Source organism: Planctomycetaceae bacterium (assembly GCA_041398785.1).
In the GTDB taxonomy this organism is placed as follows: Bacteria; Planctomycetota; Planctomycetia; order Planctomycetales; family Planctomycetaceae; genus JAWKUA01.
The window spans coordinates 80,287-104,882 of sequence record JAWKUA010000003.1; the positions used below are offsets into that span (position 1 = coordinate 80,287).

The window sequence follows — 24,596 nt, forward strand, 5'->3', positions numbered from 1 at the left end:
CTTCCGAATCGATGGATTGACAGAACGGAGATCGCAGCACGATGGCCCCGCGGATCAGGCGTTCGAGTTTAACCCTGTGTCACCAATTGGGCAATTCACGGAAGACGCGACAGAACATGTGCCGCGACCTCCGAGTTGCGGGAATCCGAAGCGTGCGAAGTCCGGGTGCCCCGCTTCCCTCGTTCGACCGACTACGCTGCGGCGTGGTCGCGCGTCCGGTGCTCGGAACTTCTTCCAGCGCGGAGCAGCCAGATTCCCCGAATACACTGCAGGTGCCATCGGGCAGCGATTATGAATGATGCATCACGGTCATCCGCACTGATTGTCGGCTGCGGCTATCTTGGACGCCGCGCTGCGGATTGCTGGCACCAGGCGGGTGTCGACGTCTATGTGACGACACGCAGCGAACGGAAGGCCGTTGAGTTCCGGTCCGCAGGGTTTCATCCGATTGTGGTCGACCTGTCTCGAGCGGAATCTTCGAACGTGCCACTGCCGGATGTCGACCACGTCCTTTGGGCCATCGGGTTTGATCGCAGTGGCGGTACAAGTCGTGAAACGATCTGGCTGGACGGACTGCGGCGCCTGCTTCAGTCGATTGGGAAGTCGCCGCGACACTTCACGTATGTGTCCAGCACCAGCGTGTACGGCGATGCCGACGGAGCCGCCGTGGACGAATCAACAACACCCGATCCCGCGACGGAAGCCGGAATCTGCTGCCTGAAAGCAGAGTCGCTGCTGCGGGAATTCTGCAACCGCCGACATCCGTCGACGCGAGTCTGCGTGTTGCGTCTGGCCGGCATCTACGGTCCGGATCGCCTGCTGCAGCGAATAGAAAGTCTAAAGTCGCTCCAGCCGCTGTCCGTGGTGCCGGACCAGCCACTGAACCTGATTCACGTGGACGACGCCGTCAGACTGATCGACAGCATTCGTCGCGCTGTCGATACGGCAGGCAGTGACATCCCGACCCTGGTCAACGGCGTCAATTCCGGCACGCTGACTCGGCGCGACTACTACACGGCTCTTGCCGAACTGGTCGGCGCTCCGCCTCCGGTGTTTGCTGACGATCCGATGCCTTCACAACGCGGGGGAAACAAGCGAGTCACCAGCACTCGTCGCGACAGGCTTCCGGCCGTCTGTCAGTTCGATGACGTCCGTGCCGGCCTGCGCCACGCGGTTGCCAACAGCAAAAAGCAATAAGCCAGCGGCACTTTCGGCACTGACATCGAAACGCGGAACCGCACCTCGATCCGATCGACGATTCCGCGCGCCGGCTTTCGATGCCGCAGCGGTGGTTCTGGACCGTCGAGTTCTGTCCGGCGGCGCCGGTTTCGGGACGGTGCTATTCCAGCGGCAGAACGTCCACACTGACGGACATGCGGTGCTGGCCGCCGCCGATGAACACGCCGGTCAGCGGCGGCACATCGCCGTAATCGCGTCCCCACGCCAAAGTGATATGTTCGTCCCGAACCAGCATGTTGTTGGTCGGATCGACATCCAGCCAGCCGAGTTCGCCGCAGAACACTGACAGCCAGGCGTGAGACGCGTCGGCTCCCACCAGCCGCGGCTTGCCGGGCGGCGGAAACGTCCGCAGATAGCCGCTGACGTAGCGTGCGGCGAGACCAACCGATCGAATCGCGGCGATCTGCAAGTGGGCGAAGTCCTGGCAGACTCCGCGGCGAAGCTGAAAGACGTCCTTCACGGGAGTCGACACGGTCGTGGCTGTGCCATCGTACTTGAATTCAGCATGCATCCGACTGGTCAGATCCTGCACCGCATCGACAATCGGCCGGCCGGGAACAAAGGACACTTCGGCAAACCCGACAACGCTGTCGTCCCAGAAAATTCGCGGTGAAGGGAACGCAAACTCATACGCGAAAAACGACGGCTGTTCCGCGGCCGGAAGCGCTGCGCCGCCGGTACTCCGAAGCTGCTCGCGGATCGCCTCCCACGGCGGAGATTTCATCGCCGACGGCACTGGCGGTGGCTGCACTCCGATTTCGCTGACTGCAGTCACTTTCAACTGGCGGTAGCCTTCATTGAACGAAAACACGTGAACGTCGTTGCCGAAGGAATCTGTCCGGAGCGACGTCACAGCCGGCACCGGATCAACATGCAGATGAAATTTATGCGTCTGCTGACGCGGTCCGGATCGGGGCTTCAGCCAGGCTTCATTGTGGCCAACGGAAATCGGTTCATCGCCGGTGTAACAGGTCGTGTGAGTAACGCGATAATTCACAGCACGACTCCGGGGAATTCGTTGATCTGTCGCGGAGCCATGGAGTGAACCAGATACTTTCGAGTCAGCGCCTCACTGAGCTGTTCCAGATTCTTCAGCACGTCCTGCAGCACGCGCCGGATATGCATGGGCGGCCGCTGAGCAAGTTGTTCGCCGGTAATCATCCGCACCATATGTGCGGAATGCATGACAAGCTGATTCTCAACGGAACGCAGCGGCGTTGGTTCGCGATCCGGCAACTGCCCCACATGATGCACCATCTGACTGACCAGAAACGCCAGCGACCGGGGATTTGTCTCGTCAGTGACCAGCAGATCCAAAACGGCATTGGGCTGCAGTTGATTGCGGTACCGCGTGCGATAAGTCATTTGACTATCGAGAATTTCCAGCAGCGTTCTCAGATTCGCTTCGCTTGCCAGGCCTCCGCTTTCCGACGCAGAAAGAATCAGGCGAGCATTTCCCCGGGCTCGTTCCATACAGCGCCCGAAATCCAGAAACAGCCACGACGGCCCGCGGATCATTCCGTCTGTGATCAGCCCGCTGACCGCCGCCAGGTTTCCGATCAGATCGTTCGTGACGGAAATCACATCGCTCAGGTCGTACCACGACGCGCTGGCGGTCGACATGAACTCTTCGGTGGCGAACAGCGATCGTCGCAGCGTGTCCGGCGACAACCAGTCACGAACCAGCGACGTCAGCCGCGCAACTTCAGAAACCGCTGCGCACAAGCCGCCGGATTCATCGCGATCAAAAACGGCGGCAGGAAGAGCTTCGACCAGTCCGGGCAGCCCTGAACCAAGTCCGTCCACGACGAAGCCTGGTTCCAGTTGTCCCTGGTCGGCCAGAGCCCGGGCCAGCATTCGAATTTCGGGAAGGTCTGTCTGGTCGTCGTTCAGCAGGCGGTCTGCGATACCTCGAATCTGCCGGCACAAAACGTCGCAGCGTTCAATCGACAGCCCAAGCCAGAACAGGTTGTCGGCGACCCGGCTGGGAAACATCGCGCTGGTACGCTTTAGCACGGCAGGCTGGTCGGTTGGCAGCAGCAGGGAAACGGATTCTTCCACGTCGCGGCCGCAGACCCACAGGTCCTTGCTGCTGATTCCGGCGGATACAGACAGCGCCATCGGTGCGGCGTCCGGCGCGATGCGAATCAGACCACCGGGCATCAGTTCGTATTGTCCGGCGGATTCCACCAGAAACGTCCGCATCGCGACGTGTCCGCATTCGATGCCGTCTTCCGTCCAGACGGGGACGGCGGACCGGCGAATACATTCCTGAGCGATGAAGCGATACGGTTCGGCTTCGATGTCATGCAGCAGCCGGGCTCGTTCGTCGGCGGTCAACTGATCGACAAAGATCTCACGGCCTCCGCTGTGGACAAATGCCGGTTTGATGACCAGCGACTCCAGCCGGTCAAGTACCAGTGCCTTGCTGTCGGGATCGCCGCACCACCACGTAGCGATCGACGGCAGCTTCAGGTCTTCCGACAGAAAGTGGCGGCACAACTGAGGCAAAAAAGCCATGAACACCGGCGCTTCGACCAGACCGCACCCTGGATGATTCGTCACCACCACGTTTCCGCGCCGAATTGCCTGCAGCAGTCCGGGAATGCCGTGAGATGCTCCTCCTCCGAGTTCCAGAGGATCGATACCCGACTCCGTTCCGCGTGACAGGATCACGTCCACCGGAAGCAGCCCGGACAGCGTTTTCAGAAACACCTGATCGTCGCGAACCGCAAGGTCTCCGCCTTCGACCAGCAGGTATCCGAGGTAGCGGGCCAGGTAAACGTCTTCGAAATAGTACGGATGCGACGGGCCGGACGTCAGGATCACTACCCGGGCATTGTCCGGATCACGGCCGGCTTTCCGGACCAGCGATTCGCGAAGGTTCAGAAAAAACGGTGCCAGCCGATGAACACCGATCTGCTGAATGATGCCGGGCAGCGAACGAGCCGTGACGATGCGGTTCTCCAGTGCGAAGCCGGCACCGGCCGGAGCCTCGCTGCGGTCCGCCATCACCCACCAGTGACCGCTCGGCGACCGTCCCAGTTCCGCCGCATACAGGAACAGCGGATGAGAATCGGCGGACGCCGGTCGCAGCCCGCAAAAGGGCCGCAGGTAGGCCGGATTCGCGAAGATCAGTTCGCGGGGCAGAATCTGACGGCGGATGAGCTGCTGTTCGCCGTAAAGGTCCAGAATCACCTGGTTCAGAATTGTGGCACGCTGGTTCAGACCGGCCTGCAGTTCCGCCCATTCCTTCTCATCCTGCATGCAGGGAATCAAATCCAGGTTCCACAACCGACTGGATGTGGCATGGTCGGAAAAGACATTGAAGGTGACGCCGTTTTCCTTCAACTGCCGGTTGGCCTGCTGGTTACGGCGAGCAAAGTCCTGCCGCTTCAGTGACGACAGACTTTTCAGCAGTGCCTGCCACTGTCCGCGGGGCTGATTTCCCTGCGCATAGACCTCGTTGTAAACGGAGTCAGGACACGGGAAACGGATCTCGCTCAGAGATTCTTCCACCAAACCGGTCGTCATCTCGTGTCTCTTATCACCTTGCAAATCACCGGGCGATTTCGTTTGCCGACTGTGAACAGTTCGCGGGAAGAAAGCGGCCACTGCCGAAACCTACACCCGACGCAGATCCAGCGTACACGGAAAATCGACCGAACGCTGCACCGCGATGGGCGAAACTGTCCCTCCGGTGTGCCCCATCCGGAAGAACCTTGTCGCCCGGCGACTCTCGGCTTCCAGGGCGTTCACCGGAAGCGCGGCGGGATTCAGCCCGCCCGGATGTTCCACATGATAGCGACATCCGCCCAGCGACCGTCCATTCCAGCGATCCACAATGTCGAAGATCAGGGGAGTCTGCACGGGGATTGTCGGATGCAGACAGCTTGGCGGCTGCCACGCCCGGTAGCGCACGCCGCCGACGAATTCTCCCCGAACGGCTGCCGACTGCAGTGGCAGAATGAAGCCGTTACAGCACACGACGTACCGGTCGGAAAACAGCCCTTTGACGAACACCTGAACCCGTTCCAGCGAGGAATCCACATACCGCGTCATTCCGCCGCCGCCGGGTTCTTCGCCAAGCACGTACCAGGGTTCAATGGCCTGCCGCACTTCGACGTGGATGCCCGCCTGTTCGAATTCACCGATTCGCGGACAGCGGAATTCGACATGCGGAGCAAACCAGGCCGCGTCAAAATCCAGTCCCGCGCGGTGGATCGTTTCCACCACGCGCTGCAGGTCCTGCTGCAGGTAGTACGGCAGCATGAAGCGGTCGTGAATCGCGGTGCCCCAGTGAATCAGGTTCTCGCGGTACGGGTATTTCCAGAACGCTGCCACCAGCGCTCTTACAAGCAACTGCTGAGTCAGGCTCATGCGCGGATGCGGCGGCATTTCAAAGCCCCGCAGTTCCACCAGGCCCAGGCGGCCTCCGGCGTGATCCGGCGAATACAGCTTGTCGATGCAAAGTTCGGCGCGATGCGTGTTTCCTGTGATGTCGACCAGAAGATGCCGGAACAGCCGGTCCACCAGCCACGGCGCAACATCGCCGTCGTCAGGCACCTGCCGAAACGCAATTTCCAGTTCGTACAGCGCATCCGCACGGCCCTCATCGATCCGCGGTGACTGGCTTGTCGGTCCGATGAACAGGCTCGAAAACAGATAGCTCAGCGACGGGTGGTTGTTCCAGAAAGCAAGCACGCTTCGCAGCAGATCGGGACGGCGCAGGAACGGGCTGTCAGCGGGAGTCGGCCCGCCGAGCACCAGGTGGTTGCCGCCGCCGGTGCCGGTATGACGTCCGTCCCGCTGGAACTTCTCCGTCCCCAGCCGAGTACTGCGAGCATCCTCGTAGACGCCCAGCGTGATTTCCTTCAACTGCTGCCAGTCGGCGGCCGGATGGACGTTGACTTCAATCACGCCGGGATCCGGAGTGACCTTCAGAGTCTGAATCCGATGGTCGGTCGGCGGCGGATATCCTTCGATTACGACGGGCTGATTCAGTCCGTCGGCGGTTTCTTCGACGAATGCGACCAGTTCCAGATAGTCCTCCAGCGTTCCGGTCGGCGGCATGAAGACATACAGCCTGCCGTTGCGAGGTTCGACACACAGCGCCGTCGGAATGACGCTGTACGTGTTCGTGGCTGTTGATTGGGGCTGCGAAACAGGTTCGCCCGATTCCTGACCCGCGCCAACGGAACTCGGACGTTCCTGAGTTTCGATCGTCACGTCGGGCGTCGCCGCAGACCGGCGAGCCTGTCGCGACGCAAGCCGCAGTTCCGCGTAGCCGGGCAGTGGATCGCGGCCGACAAACGGGTCCAGAGCACGAACGGATCGGGCAGCCGCGCCCGAAGGCAGCGATTCCAGCGGCAGACGCAATCCGATCGGTGAATCTCCGGGGATCAGATACAGATTCCTGGACCGAAACGGCCACGGCCCACTGGTCCATTTGGAACCAGCCTGCCACCACGCGCGAGTCAGCGGAAGAACAAACCCGACCGGCTTTCCCACACCGCGTTCCAGATGCATGGCCAGCCGCCGCCGGTCCTCCGTGGAATCCGGATCGTATTCCGTCGGATCAAGATCGACGGGCAGCTTCTGCTCCAGTTCGATCATGTGGTAAATGTCTTCGTAGGCGGGACGAATCCAGTGATCGTCGACCTCCAGCCGATCCGCCAGTTCGTGCAGAAAGGTGCCGGCGCGGACCGCGTCGACGGCGGGATCGGCAGCCGTGTCCGGTCTGGCCAGCAGGTCCGCGTTCTTCCACACGGGTTCGCCATCCTTCCGCCAGATGCAGCTGTAGGCCCACCTGGGAAGCGATTCACCGGGATACCACTTTCCCTGGCCATAGTGCAGCATTCCTCCCGGACCGAACCGGTCCCGAAGTCTGCGAATCAGTTCGTCGGACTTTCGCTGTTTGTCGTGACCGACGGCGGCTGTGTTCCATTCGGCGCCTTCCTGATCGTCGATCGATACAAACGTGGGTTCGCCGCCCATCGTCAGGCGAACGTCATTGACCTTCAGTCGGGCATCGACTTCGCCGCCGACAGCGTCAATCCTGTTCCATTCCTCTTCGCTGTACGGCTTCGTCACTCGCGGATCTTCGTGAATGCGAGTGACGGACATGTCGAAGCGAAAATCGCATTCGCATTTTTCCACACCGCCGGAAATCGGAGCGGCTGACTGTGGAATCGGAGTCGCCGCCAGGGGAATGTGCCCTTCGCCGGTCAGCAGTCCGGAAGTCGGATCAAGCCCCACCCAGCCGGCGCCGGGAAGAAACACTTCCGTCCATGCGTGCAGGTCGGTGAAATCCGCCGGCGGTCCTTCCGGTCCTTCCAGCGGCTTCACGTCCGGCGTCAGTTGAATCAGATAGCCGGAAACAAACCGAGCCGCCAGACCGAAGCTTCTCAGCAACTGCACCAGCAGCCAGGCGGAATCGCGACACGATCCGCTTTGCTTCTGCAGTGTTTCTTCGGGACTCTGCACGCCCGGTTCCATCCGAATCAGATAGCCGATGCCTTCCTGCAGGCGCAGATTCAGGTCGACCAGAAAGTCCATCGTCCGCCGCGGTGTCAGGTCGACTTCGGCACGATAGGCGTCGAAGGTCGCACCCCAATCGCTCCTGGCCAGAAACGGCTTCAGGTCGTGCGACAGCTCGTCCGCATAACGAAACGGGAACTCTTCCGCTGCCTTTTCCAAAAAGAAGTCGAACGGATTGATGACCGTCATTTCCGCAACGAGATCCACGGCCACGCGAAACAGATCCGTCTTGTCGTGGAGGATCACGCGAGCCAGAAAATTGCCGTGCGGATCCTGCTGCCAGTTGATGAAGTGGTCAGCGGGTTCGATCGTCAGACTGTAAGCCGTAATCGGTGTACGGCAGTGCGGTGCCGGTCGCAGACGAATGACCTGTGGGCCGACGGCGACTCGTCTGTCATAGCGATATTCCGTTTGGTGATGCAAAGCGACGCGAATCGGCATCGATGGTCAGTACTCATTTCTTTGTTGGAAGCATGGCCTGCGAAACATGGCGGTCAGCCAGGCGCTCGTTCGGCTGTCACTGGACACGGGCTGCACGCCAAGCAGTTGCGCCGGGATGGAAACCTGTCGGGTTCGTGCTTACCACTGATACTGGGTTTGCATCTGAGTCCCGGTTGTCGCCAGATCAAAAAACGTCTCGTAGATTGCGTCGCCGACAGCATTCAGACTCGTCTGGAATGCGTCGACAAACTCGTGCAGCCCCTGATTCACAATGTCATCGATCCGGGCATAGTTCAGGCGGGCGTTCAGTTGTCCCAGAACCTGCTCCGCCGCGTTGCTGAAGGCATGTGGCGGCGTTCCGGAAATTGCCCGCAGGCAGTCTTCCGCGTGCAGCACGCAGAATTGCAGCGACCGGGGAAATACACGATCCAGAACCAGAAACTCGGCGACTTTTCTGGGCACGATCCGGCCGTATTGTCGCCGATACATCTGCAAAGCACTGGTGGACTGCAGCAGCGCGGACCACTGCACCACATCCACCGACGTTCCCACCAGTGATGCGTTAGGCAGCAGAATGAAATACTTCACGTCCAGAATTCGTGACGTCTTGTCGGCCCGTTCCAGCAGGCGGCCCATCACTCCGAAACTCCACGATTCCCCCTGAGACAGCGTGGCGTAGGTCACACCGATCACCTGGTGACTGGAACGTTTGATCTGCTCCAGAAAGCTGTGAGGGTTTTCGATGATGGCATCAGCGTCGCGGCGAGCCGACTGCACGCGAAGATAGAAGCGATTGATGGCTTCCCACATGGCCGTGCTGAGATTTTCGCGAATTGTGCGAGCGTTCTCGCGTGCATTCATCGTGCATGACACGACGGAATTCGGGTTATCGCGATCGAACAGCAGAAAGTTGATCACGTTCGCCCGCGAGAAGCTGTTGTAGCGTTCCAGGAATGGTGTTTCGTCACCGCTGGCCCGAATCAGCGGCGCCCATTGCTCCGACCCTGTCCCGCGATCACCCAGCGCGATTGCCGAATTGACTTCGATGAAACGAGCCACGTTTTCCGCGCGTTCGATGTACCGACTCATCCAGAATACGGATTCAGCCACTCGGCACAGCATGGTCAACCTTCAATCATCGATAGTCGCCGAATAGTTCGGGATTCGGATGGCGCTGCCCCGATGCCCGGCGCGAGCGTCAGCCGGCATTGTCGTACAGAATCCACGTATCCTTGCTGCCGCCTCCCTGCGATGAATTCACGATCATCGATCCTTCCTTCAGCGCCACACGAGTCAGTCCGCCCGGCAGGACAAAGACATCTTCGCCGTAAAGAATAAACGGCCGCAAATCGACCCGCCGCGGAGACAGCTTTCCGCCGATGACGGTCGGCACGGTCGACAACTGCAGCATTGGCTGTGCGATAAAGTTGCGAGCGTCCGCTTCGATCTGCTCCGCACACTTCTGCCGTTCTTCGGCCGATGCCTGTGGTCCCATCAGGATGCCGTAACCACCGGACTCGTTCGTCGGCTTAACGACAAGTTCGTCAAGGTGGTCCAGAACGTAGGCCCGCTGTTCGGGGTCGGAACACAGCCAGGTCGGCACGTTCGGCAGAATGATCTCTTCGTTGAGATAGTATTTGATGATCTGCGGCACGTAGGCGTATACGGCCTTGTCGTCGGCGATCCCGGTGCCGGGCGCATTCGCCAGAGTCACCCTGCCGGCCCGACAGGCTCGCATCAGACCGGGCACTCCCAGCATGGAGTCCCTTCGAAAGCATTCCGGATCCAGAAAGTCGTCATCCAGCCGACGGTAGATCACGTCAACGCGCTTCGGACCGCGAGTCGTCTTCATGTAGACGGTGTTCACGTCGACGAAGAGATCCGAGCCGGTCACCAGTTCGACGCCCATCTGCTGAGCCAGAAACGAATGCTCGAAATAGGCGGAATTGTAAACTCCCGGAGTCAGCACGACCGCCACGGGCGAATCCACAGGCGGCGCGGTTTCCAGCAGCGTCTGCAGCAGGCGTTCCGGGTAGTCGTCGATCGGAGCAATCGCGGAACCGTAGAAGACCTCCGGCAGGACCCGTTTCATTAACTCCCGGTTTTCCAGCACATAAGACACACCGGACGGGCAGCGAAGGTTGTCTTCGAGAACGTACATCCGGCCGTCGGAGTGCCGAATCAGATCGGTGCCCGTGACGTGAGTCCAGACGCCGCAGCGGGGCGACAGTCCGTGACATTCGGGCCGATACGTCTTCGCCGAAAAGATCAGGCTTTCCGGAACAACACCGTCCTTCAAGATCTCGGCGTTGCCGTAAATGTCGTTCAGGAACAGATTCAGTGCCCGGATCCGCTGCTGCAGACCGGCCTCCACGGTCTGCCATTCCGCCCACGCGATCGCCCGCGGGACGATGTCGAACGGCCAGATTTTTTCCGTACCCTCGTCGTGGCCGTAGACGGCAAACGTCACGCCTTTTTCCAACAACTCCTCGTCGGCATGCCGCTGCCGGTTGACCAGCACATCCAGCGACAGTTCCTTCAGACATTGAGACAACGCGGCGTGCCGCGGCGATCCGTCATCAGCCAGGAGTTCATCGAAGCACAAACCGGATTCCGGCACCTGAGTTTCCTTTCGGCTCCTGACCCGCCACGTGCGCAATTCAACACCAGAGCCGCCTGTTTGATGGGCAGCGATCCTGGAAAAACATCGATCCGGGGCGAATGACGCAACAGGCGTGCCAACGATTCCGCGCGACGAATTTATCCAAAACCAAACTGGCTGAACAGCCACGAGTTGCACGACGATACGAACAAGCTCGCATTCTGAGGCTGCCGCGCGCCACGTGGAAACGATGGTTCCGTTAACTGACGTCAACAGTTCCCCGGCCATCAAACGCGCGAAGCCGGTGGGATGCGTTCTGCCGGGTCGAACACGCCAAACGTCGCCTGACATCGATCCTCCACCACGCAACGGTTCGCAGCGTCCTTCACGGTCTCGCAGGAATTTCCTACAGTGTCCAGTGATGGTGGCAGGCAGATCCGTGAGACATTTCGGGGTTCCGCCACGCACGCGTTCGAGACAGGCAGCAAAGAGGTTCAGCGTTGGCTCAAAAGCTCATCATTGATGCGGATCCGGGAATCGTCGATGCGCTGGCGGTACTGGTTGCCATGGCGGACCCGTCGGTCGATCTGCTGGCGGTAACGGCAACGGCGGGAAGTGTTTCGGGCATCCAGGCGACTCGCAACCTGCAGTACCTCGTTGAACTCGTTGATCCCGTGCGGCATCCTCGCGTGGGGCAGTCCGACATCAAGGTGGCGTTTGGAGCCGATTCCGGCAGTGGAGTGGCCAATCAACACGCCGTCAACGGTGCTCTGGGACTCGGCGATCTGGAGTTTCAGGTGCCTGATCTGCACAACCGTCGCGAGTCGGCCAAGGTCATCGTAGACATCGTTCGCGAGTACCCCCGCGAGGTGAAAATCCTGACGCTCGGGCCTTTGAACAACCTGCTGATGGCCTACGATCTGGAGCCGCAGCTTCCGGAACTGTTAGCGGGAGTTGTCGCGATGGGCGGCTGCGTGACGTTCGGCGGTGACGTCACCGCAGCAGCGGAATTCAATATCTGGGCCGACCCGGAAGCCGCCCGCAGCGTATTTCGCCTGCCTCTGCACCGAATGCTGGTGCCGCTCGATATCCGCTCACCGCCGGTATTGACGTTTGAAGACGTCGAGTTGCTGACGGAATTTATCAACGGAACGGCGTCCGGGACTGCCGTCGCTTCGATGCTGCAGTTTTCCGTGCGATCTCATCACCAGCATATGGGACTGGAGGGGATTCCGCTGAACAGCGTGGCCGCTCTGGCGGTGGCTGCCAAAGCCGAACGATTCACCGCGGAAGCAGCTCTTGTCGACGTGGAGACGTCCGGCGAATTGACGCGCGGCATGACCGTCTTTGACCGCCGACGCGTGGCCCTGACGCAAACCAACGTCGACGTGGTCACGTCCGTCGATGCTCCCGGAATCATCGACTACTTCTCCCGCAGCATCCGGCGAGTCACCGGATAGAACCTGGCACGCAGATGACTCAACAAGGTGTCCCTGTCGTCTGCAGCTTCGAAAGCCGCCGTGCTGATGTCATGGGCGACATGATCCGGCGGTTCGGTGGTCAACCGATGGTAGCTCCGTCGATGAAGGAACTGCCGATCGATGACAACCCCGAAGGCGTCGCGGCCCTGAACCGACTGCTGTCCGGTGAACTCGACTTCCTGATCCTGCTGACAGGAGTCGGCATCGAAGCCATGCTGCAGCTTGCGGAGTCCCAAAACGTCCAGGACCAGTTGCTTCAGGCGATGAGCCGCCTGCCCCTGCTGACTCGCGGCCCGAAACCGGACGCCGTGCTGCAGCGACTCGGCCTGAAGCCAGCCGTCCGGGCCGCCGCGCCCAATACGTCGGATGATCTGCTTGAGGCGATCAGCATTGAAGGTATCACTCTGCGCGGTACGACCGTGGGTGTTCAGGAATACGGCCAGCCGAATCCCGAGCTGTACGCCGCGCTGGAAGAACGCGGGGCGTCCGTCGTCCCGATTCCCGTCTATCGCTGGGCTCTGCCGGACAACACAGAGCCGCTGAAACGGGCAATTCGGTCCGTGGCCGCCGGCGATGTCGACGTACTGCTGTTCACGAGTGCTCAGCAGGTACGACACGTGTTGCAGGTCGCCGACCGATTGTCATTGTCCGGACAATTCCGCGAACGTGCCTCCGCGATACTGACCGCTTCGATCGGTCCGACGTGTTCAGACGCGATCCGTGACGCCGGCCTGCCCGTCCATCTGGAAGCCATGCCGCCGAAGATGGGAGTGCTGGTTCGAGCCGCGCTGCTGGCGTTTCGTGATCGTTGTGATGGAGATTCCCCATAGCGCCGCGGACGCCCGGGCGGTCAGCCGACAGCGGTCGACCGAATGATCGAACCAAGGGCGCGAGTCGGCGGAATCGGCGGAAATTTGACCTCGTTTTGTGTTGAATCTACGATCCTGTAACGTCGAAATAGTCGGCACAGTAGTGGAGTTTTCAAAGGGGCTAACGACATGCCGATCGTCGCGGAATGCTACGACTGCGGGAAACAATATCGCTTCGGGGACGAACGTGCCGGCAGCCGTTTGCCGTGCAAAGCCTGCGGAGGAACGATTGATGTTCCCGGAAAAAAACGCAGTCGCCAGCCGTCGACGACTCGAGCGCTGCCGCCGGCGATGGGCAGCGGATCGCGGACACGCACAAGATCAACTTCCTCCAGGACACCGATCATCATCGCCGCCGTGGCCGCTGGCATTCTGGTCGGAGGCGGCGGACTGGCGATGATGGCTGTCACGCTGTTCAACGACGCCGACACTTCGAACAGCGTGGCCGCAAACCCTGCTGGCGACGCGGGCTCGAGCGATGCCAACACAATCACTCCCGCCGATCTGACCGACAAAGAAAAGGCGGAACGCGAAGCGCTGTACCAGGAAAACCTGGCAAGGCAGCGGCTGGCCAACAGCAAAGTCGAACGCGAAAGCCTGGCTCGCCAATACGGCGAGGACAAAGTCGTCACGGTCGTGTTCACCGATGTTGTGGGGGACTCACTGGCCGCCAACAAATATCTGAACCGCAAGGTCTTTCGAGCGGCGTACAAGGATTATCAGGCCGGACAGGAACGGGCCGATCAACAGACCGAACAAAATAAGAAAGCCGCCGAACAGCAGGCGCTGGCTCAGCATCAGCAGAACTGGGGAGGATTCGGGCCGACGTTGGTCACCTACCGCTATCAGCGAGTGCGTTCCGACGTCCCCTACCCCAGCATCGTGACCGTGGGACGTGTCGGCAACACTTACACGTTCCACGCCGCCCCTGCGCTCAACCCGCGGGAATTCGCGGAGCGGCTGGGAGTCGGCAACGTGTCGAATGTTCAGGGCCGCGAAGTCAGGATTCAGGCTTTGCTGCCAACGCCCATCCCGGACCCGGATGTCGAAGAACTGGCTCTCGAATACGGACTCAGCAACGTCTACAAAATCAGCGTCCAGGCAGCCAGCGGGGAACCGGATCGCGTGCAGCTTTACCTGGAAAATGAAACGACACCACTGGGACTGGACGGAAAACGGCTTTCGATCGCGGGCATGAAGGCACTTGGCAGCGGGGCTTACGAATTCAGCGCCGGGCCGATTCCTGACCCGCAGGTGTTCGGCGAAAGGATTACCTGGGGCAGCGTGCAGTCGATCAGCGCCGGGGACCGAATCATCAGCGTTCAGGCGAGTCTGCCGGAGAATCTTCCCAGCAAGGAGGAACTCGATGCTGTCAAGAAGAAGCAGAAGGAACTGGATGACGCCATTCGCAAGGCGGACTGGGAACATCGGCCGCGGCCGAACGAAAGCGAGCTGGATTGGGCGGTTCGTGTCATCACCAACAATGACAGCTTTGCAGCGGAAAAAGCGTACAAGGCCCTGGCGATCATGGAAGTCGATGAATCGCGGCGGGAGGAGATTTCTGAACTGCTGCTTAGCGCTGCTCGAACCGGTGCCCGCGGACTGGAACACTACATACCGGCAATGGTCGTGTGGAAAACTGACGAGACCGAAAAGGTCATTCTCAGCATCAGCAACGACCGTCACTTCCACAGAGAAGCCGAAGCTTTGATGAAGGCTCTGGCAGATCTGAAGACCGAACAGAGTGCGAAGATGCTGGCCAGCGCCGTGGCCGACTTCCACAACGGTGACAAGTCGGTGCAATATCTGAACGAGATGGGACCGTTCGCCGAAGATGCGGTGCTGGACTACATCGAACACCGCGATGAACGAACTCGGGAACGCGTCTACAACGTGCTGGCAGTCATCGGCGGACGACGCAGTCTTTCCGCCGTCAACAAAAATCTGCGGCAGGAAACGAACGCACGCATGAAGGCGATCGCCGCCGAATGCTCCGAAGTGATCCGCAAACGCATGAAGGAAGAAGAATCAGGGGAAACCGAAGAAGCCGGCGACTCCGCAGAATAGGAGTTCAGGCCGAGACCAGCCCGCGGCTTACCGTGCGGCTGCCTGCCACACGACGGGCTTCGTCCTATCCATCTGATCGCGCCGTCACCGATCCCGCCGACAATGTTCGCGCCGTTACCGGGGATCACCGGCCAGTCGCCTGCTCACTGTCCGCATCGGCGGCACGTCTGGTGAATTTTCGTGAGACCCGGTTCGCCAGCCGCTCGCCGAGACGCGGGAAGATCTCCCGAAAGACCGAAGCCGGCCGAATGGGCGGATAGTTGATGATGATTTCCGGAGCGCCGGACCGGACGGCCTTCACAACACCGTCTGCCACCTTCTCGGCAGTTGTTCCTCCCAGCACCGTCGAGGTTCGACGTCCGGTTGCCGCCACAATCCGGTCATAGATGCCTCCCGACGCCGTGAAGCCGGGACAGATGGCCGTCGATGAAATGCCGCGGTCCAGAAACTCGCCGCGAAGTCCCTGCGTGAACGCGATCAAGCCGGCTTTGGTCGCGCCGTACACGGCACCGTATGGCGGACAGTGCTTGCCGGCTGTCGAGGCCATGTTGATGATCGTGCCGCGCCCCTGACTCAGCATGTGCGGAATCACCAGCCGCGTCAGCAGTATCGTACCCGTCAGATTGATTTCGATCGTCTGCAGAATCTGGTCGATCGGCACCGACTCGAAGTGACAAAAACAGTCGACGCCGGCATTGTTGATCAGAATGTCGATCGCACCAAAACGTTCGATCGCCGCGTCGACGAGGCGCGAAAGATCGTTGGGATCGGATACATCCGCAGGAAACACCAGGGACCCTTCTCCGCTGGGATCGATCTGCTGCTGAGCGGCCAGCAGTCGTTCCGGCGACCGGGCGGCCAGCACAAGCCGGCATCCCTGTGCTGCCAAAGCCCGGGATACTGCCAGCCCGATTCCGGCAGAAGCGCCGGTTATCAGAGCAACCTGGTCTTTCATCGGGAATCCTCAAACAGCGGAGCTGATAACAACGAACCGAAGTTTGGACAGTACCACAGGAAGGCCGAACGTCGCCGACATCCCGGCGCTGCCCCAGGCGGTAACGCGTGTAACGGAGATCGACGGCGCCGGGCGGTTCCGTCGGCCAAAAACTGCAGTTCCTTCACGCTGCGGCATCCGCGGCATTGCCGGACGACATTGCGGACAGTTCCTCGCGGATCACTGTGGAAAGCGTCACTTCAACCTGTCTCAGGCAATCGGCGATCAGTGCTCCGTCCATGACCCGGTGGTCGTACGCCAGAGTCACGCGGCAACGGCCATCCGAATCCAGCGGTCCGTACGTCAGACACGCCGTGTGAATGGAAGGCGGCACCTGGATCTCAGCGCCCCGGCTGGCCAGAGTCGACAGAAAGAAGGTTCCCAGACGTTTGGCTCGTCTGTCCGTAGCGACATTCAGGTTCCACCACCACACCATTCGGCGAAGCCAGGTCGGCAGCGCTGCCAGTTGCAGTTGCCTTTGAAAAACGGCTTCCGGATCGTCGCTGCGGAACGAATCGATGCGCTGCTGGATTTCGGACAGCGGCAAAGTTTCCGGAGCGGCAATTCTTCCCCAGAACAGCCACGGCTCATCACGGAACTGCCGCTGCACAGTGACAAGTCCCACGCTGCGCGAATGCTGGAATAAGTGCGCCCACGGCCAGCGATACCACGTCTGCCGCAGTTCGGGAACGCGCTGCGCGACAACGGCGAATGCCTTCAGGAACACAGCCGGCCAGGAAATCCGTGTGGCACAGGATGCGCGAGCGGCCGCAACGGACGACAGGTCACACATCCGATCGTGTCCGCACTGCGGGACGAGACGGTTGAAGTGCAGCAGATCCCAGGTCAGCCGCCGACATGCGGGAACTGCGAATCGACGTCCATTTCGGTGCTCCGACATTCCATGCCTCCTGCGACGAATGATGCCTGTCAGGATTCCCCGACCGGACAGGCAGTCCCTGCCGACGCGGCGGTGCAACGTCCCCGGCCGCGCGGGTCAGCAATGTTCTATCCCACAGCGATCCACGGAGCGATCACCAGTGCCGTGACCGAAACCAGCTTCAGCAGAATATTCAAAGCCGGGCCGGAAGTATCCTTGAACGGGTCACCCACCGTGTCTCCAACAACGGAAGCGGCGTGAGGTTCGGATCCCTTGCCATACGTTTCGGCGCCGACGGTGATTCCGCCTTCAATCATTTTCTTGGCGTTGTCCCACGCGCCGCCGGCATTCGACTGAAAGATGGCCAGCAGTACCCCGCTGACGGTGACTCCGGCCAGCAGTCCGCCGAGCATGTGCGGCCCGCCGAAGAGTCCGGTCAGAATCGGCGCGGCGATCGCCAGCAATCCCGGAAGAATCATCTCCTTCAGCGACGCTCGGGTGGAGATTGCGATGCAGCGGTCACATTCGACCTTCTGCATGGCTTTCTTCATGTCCGACTGGTCGGATTCGCTCCACTCTTCCTGCGCCACGCCCTCATTGCGGTTGCAGACTTCCAAAGCGTGTTTCAGTTCGGGAATTTCGCGGAACTGCCGGCGGACTTCTTCGATCATGCTGCGAGCCGCTCGTCCCACGGCCTGCATCGCCAGTGCGGAAAACAAATAGGGCAGCATGGCTCCCAGAAACAGGCCGGCCATCACCTTCGGCTGGGCAATGTCAATTCCCGAGATTCCTGCCGTGGCCATGTACGCGGCAAACAGCGCCAACGCGGTCAGCGCGGCGGAACCAATCGCAAACCCCTTCCCGATTGCGGCCGTCGTATTTCCCACGGCATCCAACTGGTCGGTGCGGGCTCGAACGGCCTTCGGCAGTGACGACATCTCGGCAATCCCGCCCGCGTTGTCGGCAACGGGCCCGTAGGCGTCAACCGCCAACTGGATGCCCGTGTTGGACAGCATCCCGACGGCCGCGATGGCGATTCCATAAAGTCCGGCGAAATGATGCGCGGCAATAATAGACGTCGCGATCAGACACAACGGGATTGTGGTCGACAGCATCCCCACACCAAGCCCGGCGATAATGTTGGTCGCGGCTCCGGTGACGGATTGTTCGGCAATTTCGCGAACGGGCTTCCGTCCGGAACCGGTGTAGTATTCGGTCACCATCCCGATCAGCAATCCGCAGCCCAGGCCGACCAGCGTCGCAACAAAGACTCCCATGCGTCCGTATTCGACATCGTCCAGTTTCCACGACGCCGGCAGGATGCTGAAAATCGTGATCAACCCGCCGACCAGCATGACTCCGGCTGCCACCATTTCACCGCGATTCAGTGCCTTGTGCGGATCGGTGGTTTCGTCGGCCTTCACAAAAAACGTGCCGACGACGGATGCGATGACTCCCACAGCCGCCAGCAGCAGTGGCAGAATGACGCCGCCCAGCCCGTTCAGCGTTCCGGAGAACTCGGGCAGGCTGGCCAGCGTGGCTCCCAGCACCATCGCGCCGACAATGGAACCGACATAGCTTTCGAACAGGTCCGCTCCCATCCCGGCAACGTCGCCGACGTTATCGCCGACGTTGTCCGCGATCGTTGCCGGATTCAGCGGGTGGTCTTCCGGGATTCCGGCTTCCACCTTCCCGACCAGGTCCGCTCCGACGTCAGCGGCCTTCGTATAGATCCCGCCGCCCAGCCGGGCAAACAGTGCCACCGACGAGGCACCGAACGAAAACCCGGTAATCACGTTCAGCGACTGCTGGAGACCTTCCGGCGTGACGCCGAATTTTTGAGAGTAGCAAAGAAACAGAGTGCCCAGTCCCACGACTCCCAGACCCACGACTGTCAGCCCCATCACAGAACCGCCGCTGAACGCAAGACTGAGTGCCGTGCCCAGGCCGGTGCGTGCCGCCTGTGCCGTGCGGACGTTTGCCAGAGTGGCGATCCTCATGCCGAAGAATCCGGCCAGGCCGGAAAACGTCGCCCCAACCGCGAACGACACGGCAATCAGCGGATGAGAACCCTCCCGGTCACCGGTGAACCACAGCAGGGCTCCGACCAGCACCAGAAATCCGAGCAGCACGGAGTACTCAGCCTTCAGAAAAGCCATCGCCCCGCGGCGAATGTGAGCCGAAATTTCCCGCATGTGGGGCGTTCCGGCATCCTGCTGAACAACCCACCAATACCGATACGCACTGAACGCCAGACCAACCGCTCCAAGAATCGGCACGCACAACGCCACAGCAAACATTGAGTTCTCCAGTTGGGCTCCTGCCCCTGTATAGTGCCGACGCAACCGGCGACTATTGTCTTTGAATCGATCTCATGGGTGTGAATTCATCAAGTGACTAATGAGGTCGAATCATTGTGGGTCGCATCACCTTTTGCAACCGGCGGGAACCCGGACTTCGCGGCGATGTCGGCAGCGGATTCCGCCGGTTCCGGTTGTCCGGTTTTTTATTCGCTGACGGCGACTGCAAACCGAATGCTGCGGACACCGTGGGCCGCACAGTGTTCGACGAGAATCCTGACCGCTCCGTACCGCGCTGCCTTGTCTGCCCGAATTCGCACTTCGGGAATGACACCGGCCGCTCCCGCGGTCCGTGCCAGTTCCTCGATCCGCAACAGAACGGCTGCTTCGTCGGCAGGCTCCCCCGCGACGGAATACGAACCATCCGGCTGAACCGTGACCGTCAGTCGATGCGGAGCCATCTCCGAATCCACCTGGCCTGCCGATGCATCCGGCAGATTGACCGCAGCCGCCTGCTCACTGCGAACAAAATGACTCGCCACCAGAAAGAAAATGATCAGCAGAAACACGACGTCGATCAGCGGCGTGATGTTGAACCGCAGCGGCGTCCGGTGGACGTTTTGTGTGGGAAGTCGCATGGAGAGAAGCTGGCGGGAACGTTGGATGGACAGCCGCCGCACGTGGGACGGCGAAGGGCCATTCGATGGCGGGGGAGCTTCGAACGCATCAGGGTCCGATTTCGAGCGTCGTCAGAATCGGGAAGTGATCACTGTAGCCGGTGCGCGTGTCTCGGCGAAACTCACGGGGACGGCCCTTTCCCCGGGTCGTCATGACGTCAGGCCGGAAGACTTCCACGCCGGGAACTCCGGGACGTGACTGCTTCATCCGCAGTCCCTGCAATCCGAAATACAGGCCGCGTGAGACGATGAACTGGTCCAGAATGTTCATCGTCTGGGTGCCGCCCGCGTAGTGGTGAGTCCCCTGATCAGGATCCGACATCAACGACCACATCGGATTGAACAGCCATGCCGGTTTGCCCGCATAGGCCCGATATGACGGAAGGTTGCCGCGGGAAAACCGAAGCGACTCCTCCAGGTGATCGGTGCTGAAACCCGCACCCAGCATTTCCAGCACACTGCGGTCCCATGGCTCGTCGTTCAGGTCTCCCATGACCAGCACATTGCGGTCCCAGACCTTGTTCAGCAAGTGCAGTGACGCCTCACTGTCCGACAGTTCCAGGTACTCTTTGCGGGACAGCTTCAGGTTGTCGTCGATGATGCGTCCGCAGTGAGCGGCCACTGTCATTCGAAATGATTCCGTCTCCAGACGCCCGCTGCTGCGGGACGGCCAGTGATTCACAAGCACCACCAGATCGGCGTCATTCGACAGCACCTTCAGATGCACTTCAAAGATGTCGCGTGTCGGATACCGCAGATGCACGAGGTGACCCTTCGTTTGCGACGGGTCACAGCGGAAGATTCGCCGGGAGTAAATCAGCGAAGTGTCGATCCCGCGAATATCCGGCTGATCGACGTGAGCCAGCTCGTAGTCATCGCGTCCGATGGCGTCGATCAGAACCCCAGCGACGCGGGCGTTTTCGATTTCACAGATGCCCAGCAGGTCCGGACCGCGGCCGTCGAACATCAGCCGGATGATCTCCGCAAGGTTGCAGACTTTGGCTTCGAATGCGCGCCGGTCCCAGCCGTTGACCGGAGTGAATTCCAGGTCAGCGGCGATCGGTGAAATCTCCGTGTCAAACAGGTTCTGCAGATTCCAGAACGCCACGTTGATGTTCTCGACACAGCCGCTGCCGGGATTTTCTTCGACGGGTTCCGAATTGGTCATCAGCAATCAGGTCCTTCCTTGCCAGGGCCGAAAGTACAGGGCCGAAGGTACGGGGCCGAAAGTTCCGGCGAGCCGGCAGCTCCTGCGCTACTCCTGGTTCATCGTGCCATCCCGGTTCGTCATGTCGTCGGAGTTCGCACCGGAACCGGTTTGCTTCGCGTCATCGCCGCTGGTGGTGTCTCCGGAACCGGCGGCTGACGGGTCGACAGAGCCTTCCATGTCGACCGGCTGCACGTGACCGGTCACGTTGACAGTGTACGTTCCCGGAAACCGAAGCGATTCATCGGACAACGCGCGGCCCGCAAGAGTGAACGAGACCGTCGATTCCGGAAGCGCGAAATACAGGCGGCCCTGTTCATCTTCGTGAGCACACCGTGCCACGCGGTTTTCGGCGAACGCTTCAATAGCGTACCCGAAGGCGTCGCAGTGAGCGTTCAGGCCGAATTCATCGCGGTAGCGAGCCGCGTCCAGTACGACGCGTTCACCGGACGCCTGCTTCAGTCGATCGTGACACAAGGCCGTTCCGGCGGCCTCCAGTTCCTGAGCCCGGTGCTTTTCCAAAGCCGCCCGGTGCTCGCGAATCCATTCCAGCAGATCCCGGTTGGCGGACGGATCGACGGCAAACCACTGAAATCCGTTGCCTGGACTGACGGTTACCGACAGCGAATCACCATCTCGGGTAATTCGGCACTGCATCTGGCTGCTCAGAAACGCGGCCGGGTCCGCTTCAAAGTCGCTGAGCACCGACTGCGCCTCGTCGGGTGTCAGGTCGAGAATGCTGGCAGTAATCCGCGCGGGCGGAAGCTTTTCGTCTCCCCTGCCGGTGGCCGGCAAGGTACCTGCCAGTACCTTTGGCTTATTCATCGTCATCATGACGGCGGCCAGCGAGCCCACGAACAGCAGCAGAAACAGCACGGGGATGCCGACGGTAAACAGTTTCTGCGAACGATTTCGCCGCCGCTGCCGCTTAAGTGTTCTGGCAATTGACGGAGTCGCTTCCGCCGGCAGAAAAGCCGGCGGCACGGCTTCACCGGACACGCCGACCGCGGGCATGTCGCCAACCGGCCCGCCGACCGCGGTCGTGTCCGGCGGCTTCACGTCCGCGGTCCGAGGCGCAGCGGAATCAATGCCGGGACGCGCAACGGCCGGGACGATCAGTTTTGTCGCGCACTTCGGACAGGTTCCCCGTTTGCCGGAATGCCCATCCGAAACACGAATTGTCGCGGTGCAATAGGGACAGTGAAACTCGATCGCCATCTTCGACAGCCTCCCGGAACACGAATTCTGCACGAATCCGAAAGTTCAACAAGTCGATTCCGGACGACGGGATCTCCTGACGCCCCGCTCGCCTCCTCCAAACGATGCCGCAGGAACGGGATTTAAGGCTGGTAGACGATGACAGTGTCCCGGTACGATCTGCTGGCCAAAACCCTGTCCCGCTGGAGCCGTGCCGGAAATGCTGATCCCAGAAATCTTTGCCGGAAATGAATTCGCAATCTCGATCGAAATCTTCCCCCCGAAGACGCCGGCGGGCGACGAAGCGCTGCGAGGGCACCTGAAGACGCTTATCGAGTATTCGCCGGCATTCGTGTCATGCACCTACGGAGCCGGCGGGTCGACTCAGGATCGCACGCTTGGCTGGTGCACCGAGATTCAGAATGACCTGCAAAACGTCGCCGTGGCACACTTCACCTGCGTCGGCTCTACCCGCGATCAGCTCAATCAGTGGCTGACCAATGCAGCCGCCGCCGGGATCCGCAACATCATGGCTCTGCGAGGCGACGCACCACAGGGACAGGAAACCTTCACCGCCGTCGCAGGAGGTCTGAAACACGCCAACGAACTGGTCGAACTGATCCGCGCCCATGATTCCAGATTCGGCATCGGAGTCGCCGGATATCCGGAAAAGCATCTGGAAGCTCCCGACATGGACACCGACCTGACCAACCTGAAGCGCAAGGTCGACGCCGGCGCCGACGCAGTGTTCACGCAGCTGTTTTTCGTAAATGACAGCTTCCTGAATTTCCGCGACCGCTGTGACAAGCTGGGGATTTCGCTGCCCATTGTTCCCGGAATCATGCCGATCACCGATTTCGCGCGGATCAAACGAATCACAGCGATGTGCGGCTCGGTATTCCCGGAGGATCTGGCGTCTCGACTTGAAGCCGTCCAGGATGACGCGGTAGCTCAGTTTGAAATCGGCGTTGAGCACGCAATCAACCAGTGCGAAGAACTGCGAGCAGCCGGAGTCCCCGGCATCCATTTCTACGCCCTCAACCGCTCCGACGCCTGCCGCCGCATCCTGGACGCCCTGTGCCAGACGGCAGCCACCTAATGGTCTTCACCTAACGGCGACCGCAAGTGATTAACGCGGAACCTCACGGCAAGACGGCACACAGTTGCCGGACGCCCTCGGGAATTTCGGCGACCATTAAAAGGCGTAGCGCGAACTCTGAAATCCGACAGAACATCGAATTTCCTCAACATTCTTCGGAATTTCGAAATCCTGCCGAATCCCGGCAGAATTCGCCGGAAGACATGCTGGTGCGCGGGCCCGAGACGGTCTTGGAGGCTTCCGCTGGAGCTGGTAGATTTCGCGGGCTGCAAGCGGAATGCGTGGCACGGCTGCACAGGTGTCCCTTTGTACCGATCATTCCGAACCATTCCCGGTGCTGTGATTCCAATCGTCGCGACTGAAGAATCAACAACGGGCCACGCTGCCGTGTGACGATGTATAATGCAGCAGCCGGGCATCGAATGAATCGATCGCCCGGACGCAATCGCAGGACTCAACCTTACCTGCGGCAAATTCGGTCAGGATGACCAGCAAGATGCGATTTCTATACCCCGAGCGGGGCAAATTGAGGAATTCTGGCTCGCGTCATGAAGAAGTGCGAAAAGCATCAGCGTTCGCCGCGGCCAGAATAATTTCGATTTCGTTCATCGCTTTGTTCGCAGGCTGCGAGTACGACCGGGCGTTCATGCAGATGGACAGCAACAGCGGCTCGCCGTTCCTGGGTTGGCAGTTGCGTGTCGACGCGTCCGACCGGCGAAGAAACACCGTCAGCGACAGTGATCGCATCCGGCTGGCGGATTCCGCGGCACCCGAAGCCACCTCGCGCGGACCAATCTACCTGGCGACCAGCGGCGGACGACAAACCGTTCGACTTGTCCCCACCGCCCTGGCCACGGAATTCACCAGCAGCGTGCAGTACTCGCTGCCCGAACACGCCGCGACCGGCCAACCGGATCAGTCGGCCGAAGTGGAATCGATCTTCCGCCGCATGTCCGCATTCTGACGCAGCCCGCTCATGTCGCGAAAAACTTGCTGCCAGCGC

General features: G+C 60.6%; 17 protein-coding genes. 6 read left to right on the top strand and 11 right to left on the bottom strand.

The window, feature by feature from the left end:
* Positions 1-291: 291 nt before the first annotated feature.
* Positions 292-1,197: an NAD-dependent epimerase/dehydratase family protein gene (locus tag R3C19_04350; GenBank protein MEZ6059572.1), complete on the top strand. Its 906-nt coding sequence runs from the start codon at positions 292-294 to the stop codon at positions 1,195-1,197.
* Between the two features lie 142 nt (positions 1,198-1,339).
* On the opposite strand, the gene R3C19_04355 is transcribed toward R3C19_04350, so the two are convergent.
* The 5 genes from R3C19_04355 to R3C19_04375 all read right to left on the bottom strand — a co-directional run bounded on the left by R3C19_04355 (position 1,340) and on the right by R3C19_04375 (position 10,840).
* Positions 1,340-2,236, bottom strand: coding sequence for a transglutaminase family protein (locus R3C19_04355; GenBank protein MEZ6059573.1), 897 nt, complete (start codon positions 2,234-2,236; stop codon positions 1,340-1,342).
* Positions 2,233-4,773 (bottom strand): circularly permuted type 2 ATP-grasp protein, encoded by a 2,541-nt coding sequence (locus R3C19_04360; protein MEZ6059574.1) that lies wholly within the window; start codon positions 4,771-4,773, stop codon positions 2,233-2,235. Before R3C19_04360 ends, R3C19_04355 begins: the two co-directional genes overlap by 4 nt.
* Positions 4,774-4,863: 90 nt before the next feature.
* Positions 4,864-8,220: a transglutaminase family protein gene (locus tag R3C19_04365; protein MEZ6059575.1), complete on the bottom strand. Its 3,357-nt coding sequence runs from the start codon at positions 8,218-8,220 to the stop codon at positions 4,864-4,866.
* A gap of 138 nt (positions 8,221-8,358) precedes the next feature.
* Complete coding sequence (locus R3C19_04370) at positions 8,359-9,342, bottom strand: alpha-E domain-containing protein (GenBank protein ID MEZ6059576.1); 984 nt, start codon at positions 9,340-9,342, stop codon at positions 8,359-8,361.
* A 76-nt stretch (positions 9,343-9,418) separates the two neighbouring features.
* Positions 9,419-10,840, bottom strand: coding sequence for a circularly permuted type 2 ATP-grasp protein (locus R3C19_04375; protein ID MEZ6059577.1), 1,422 nt, complete (start codon positions 10,838-10,840; stop codon positions 9,419-9,421).
* A 482-nt stretch (positions 10,841-11,322) separates the two neighbouring features.
* Between R3C19_04375 and R3C19_04380 the strand changes: the two genes are divergently transcribed.
* From R3C19_04380 to R3C19_04390, 3 genes are all read left to right on the top strand, one after another.
* Complete coding sequence (locus R3C19_04380) at positions 11,323-12,282, top strand: nucleoside hydrolase (GenBank protein ID MEZ6059578.1); 960 nt, start codon at positions 11,323-11,325, stop codon at positions 12,280-12,282.
* 14 nt (positions 12,283-12,296) lie between these two features.
* Positions 12,297-13,133 (top strand): uroporphyrinogen-III synthase, encoded by an 837-nt coding sequence (locus tag R3C19_04385; GenBank protein ID MEZ6059579.1) that lies wholly within the window; start codon positions 12,297-12,299, stop codon positions 13,131-13,133.
* Between the two features lie 168 nt (positions 13,134-13,301).
* Positions 13,302-15,239 (top strand): hypothetical protein, encoded by a 1,938-nt coding sequence (locus R3C19_04390; GenBank protein ID MEZ6059580.1) that lies wholly within the window; start codon positions 13,302-13,304, stop codon positions 15,237-15,239.
* Between the two features lie 124 nt (positions 15,240-15,363).
* Here R3C19_04390 and R3C19_04395 read toward each other — a convergent pair whose 3' ends face one another.
* The 6 genes from R3C19_04395 to R3C19_04420 form a co-directional block, all read right to left on the bottom strand.
* Positions 15,364-16,194, bottom strand: coding sequence for an SDR family NAD(P)-dependent oxidoreductase (locus tag R3C19_04395; protein ID MEZ6059581.1), 831 nt, complete (start codon positions 16,192-16,194; stop codon positions 15,364-15,366).
* A gap of 163 nt (positions 16,195-16,357) precedes the next feature.
* Positions 16,358-17,134 carry a hypothetical protein gene (locus R3C19_04400; GenBank protein ID MEZ6059582.1) on the bottom strand — a complete coding sequence of 259 codons (777 nt, stop codon included), beginning with the start codon at positions 17,132-17,134 and terminating at the stop codon, positions 16,358-16,360.
* A 107-nt stretch (positions 17,135-17,241) separates the two neighbouring features.
* Positions 17,242-19,413, bottom strand: coding sequence for a sodium-translocating pyrophosphatase (locus tag R3C19_04405; protein ID MEZ6059583.1), 2,172 nt, complete (start codon positions 19,411-19,413; stop codon positions 17,242-17,244).
* Between the two features lie 206 nt (positions 19,414-19,619).
* Complete coding sequence (locus R3C19_04410; GenBank protein MEZ6059584.1) at positions 19,620-20,051, bottom strand: biopolymer transporter ExbD; 432 nt, start codon at positions 20,049-20,051, stop codon at positions 19,620-19,622.
* A gap of 88 nt (positions 20,052-20,139) precedes the next feature.
* Positions 20,140-21,258: a hypothetical protein gene (locus tag R3C19_04415; GenBank protein MEZ6059585.1), complete on the bottom strand. Its 1,119-nt coding sequence runs from the start codon at positions 21,256-21,258 to the stop codon at positions 20,140-20,142.
* An 87-nt stretch (positions 21,259-21,345) separates the two neighbouring features.
* Positions 21,346-22,356 carry a hypothetical protein gene (locus tag R3C19_04420; GenBank protein MEZ6059586.1) on the bottom strand — a complete coding sequence of 337 codons (1,011 nt, stop codon included), beginning with the start codon at positions 22,354-22,356 and terminating at the stop codon, positions 21,346-21,348.
* Between the two features lie 358 nt (positions 22,357-22,714).
* Between R3C19_04420 and metF the strand changes: the two genes are divergently transcribed.
* Positions 22,715-23,593: a methylenetetrahydrofolate reductase [NAD(P)H] gene (gene metF / locus R3C19_04425; protein ID MEZ6059587.1), complete on the top strand. Its 879-nt coding sequence runs from the start codon at positions 22,715-22,717 to the stop codon at positions 23,591-23,593.
* Between the two features lie 556 nt (positions 23,594-24,149).
* On the top strand, positions 24,150-24,557 hold the full coding sequence (locus R3C19_04430; protein ID MEZ6059588.1) for a hypothetical protein: 408 nt from the start codon (positions 24,150-24,152) through the stop codon (positions 24,555-24,557).
* Positions 24,558-24,596 lie beyond the last annotated feature (39 nt).

Excerpts from the sequence above, each read along its gene's own strand:
- R3C19_04405 (MEZ6059583.1), bottom strand. The coding sequence starts at position 19,413 with ATGTTTGCTGTGGCGTTGTGCGTGCCGATTCTTGGAGCGGTTGGTCTG.
- R3C19_04415 (MEZ6059585.1), bottom strand. The coding sequence starts at position 21,258 with ATGACCAATTCGGAACCCGTCGAAGAAAATCCCGGCAGCGGCTGTGTC.
- R3C19_04350 (MEZ6059572.1), top strand. The coding sequence starts at position 292 with ATGAATGATGCATCACGGTCATCCGCACTGATTGTCGGCTGCGGCTAT.
- metF (MEZ6059587.1), top strand. The coding sequence starts at position 22,715 with ATGCTGATCCCAGAAATCTTTGCCGGAAATGAATTCGCAATCTCGATC.
- R3C19_04390 (MEZ6059580.1), top strand. The coding sequence starts at position 13,302 with ATGCCGATCGTCGCGGAATGCTACGACTGCGGGAAACAATATCGCTTC.
- R3C19_04370 (MEZ6059576.1), bottom strand. The coding sequence starts at position 9,342 with ATGCTGTGCCGAGTGGCTGAATCCGTATTCTGGATGAGTCGGTACATC.
- R3C19_04395 (MEZ6059581.1), bottom strand. The coding sequence starts at position 16,194 with ATGAAAGACCAGGTTGCTCTGATAACCGGCGCTTCTGCCGGAATCGGG.
- R3C19_04400 (MEZ6059582.1), bottom strand. The coding sequence starts at position 17,134 with ATGTCGGAGCACCGAAATGGACGTCGATTCGCAGTTCCCGCATGTCGG.
- R3C19_04365 (MEZ6059575.1), bottom strand. The coding sequence starts at position 8,220 with ATGCCGATTCGCGTCGCTTTGCATCACCAAACGGAATATCGCTATGAC.
- R3C19_04385 (MEZ6059579.1), top strand. The coding sequence starts at position 12,297 with ATGACTCAACAAGGTGTCCCTGTCGTCTGCAGCTTCGAAAGCCGCCGT.
- R3C19_04360 (MEZ6059574.1), bottom strand. The coding sequence starts at position 4,773 with ATGACGACCGGTTTGGTGGAAGAATCTCTGAGCGAGATCCGTTTCCCG.
- R3C19_04410 (MEZ6059584.1), bottom strand. The coding sequence starts at position 20,051 with ATGCGACTTCCCACACAAAACGTCCACCGGACGCCGCTGCGGTTCAAC.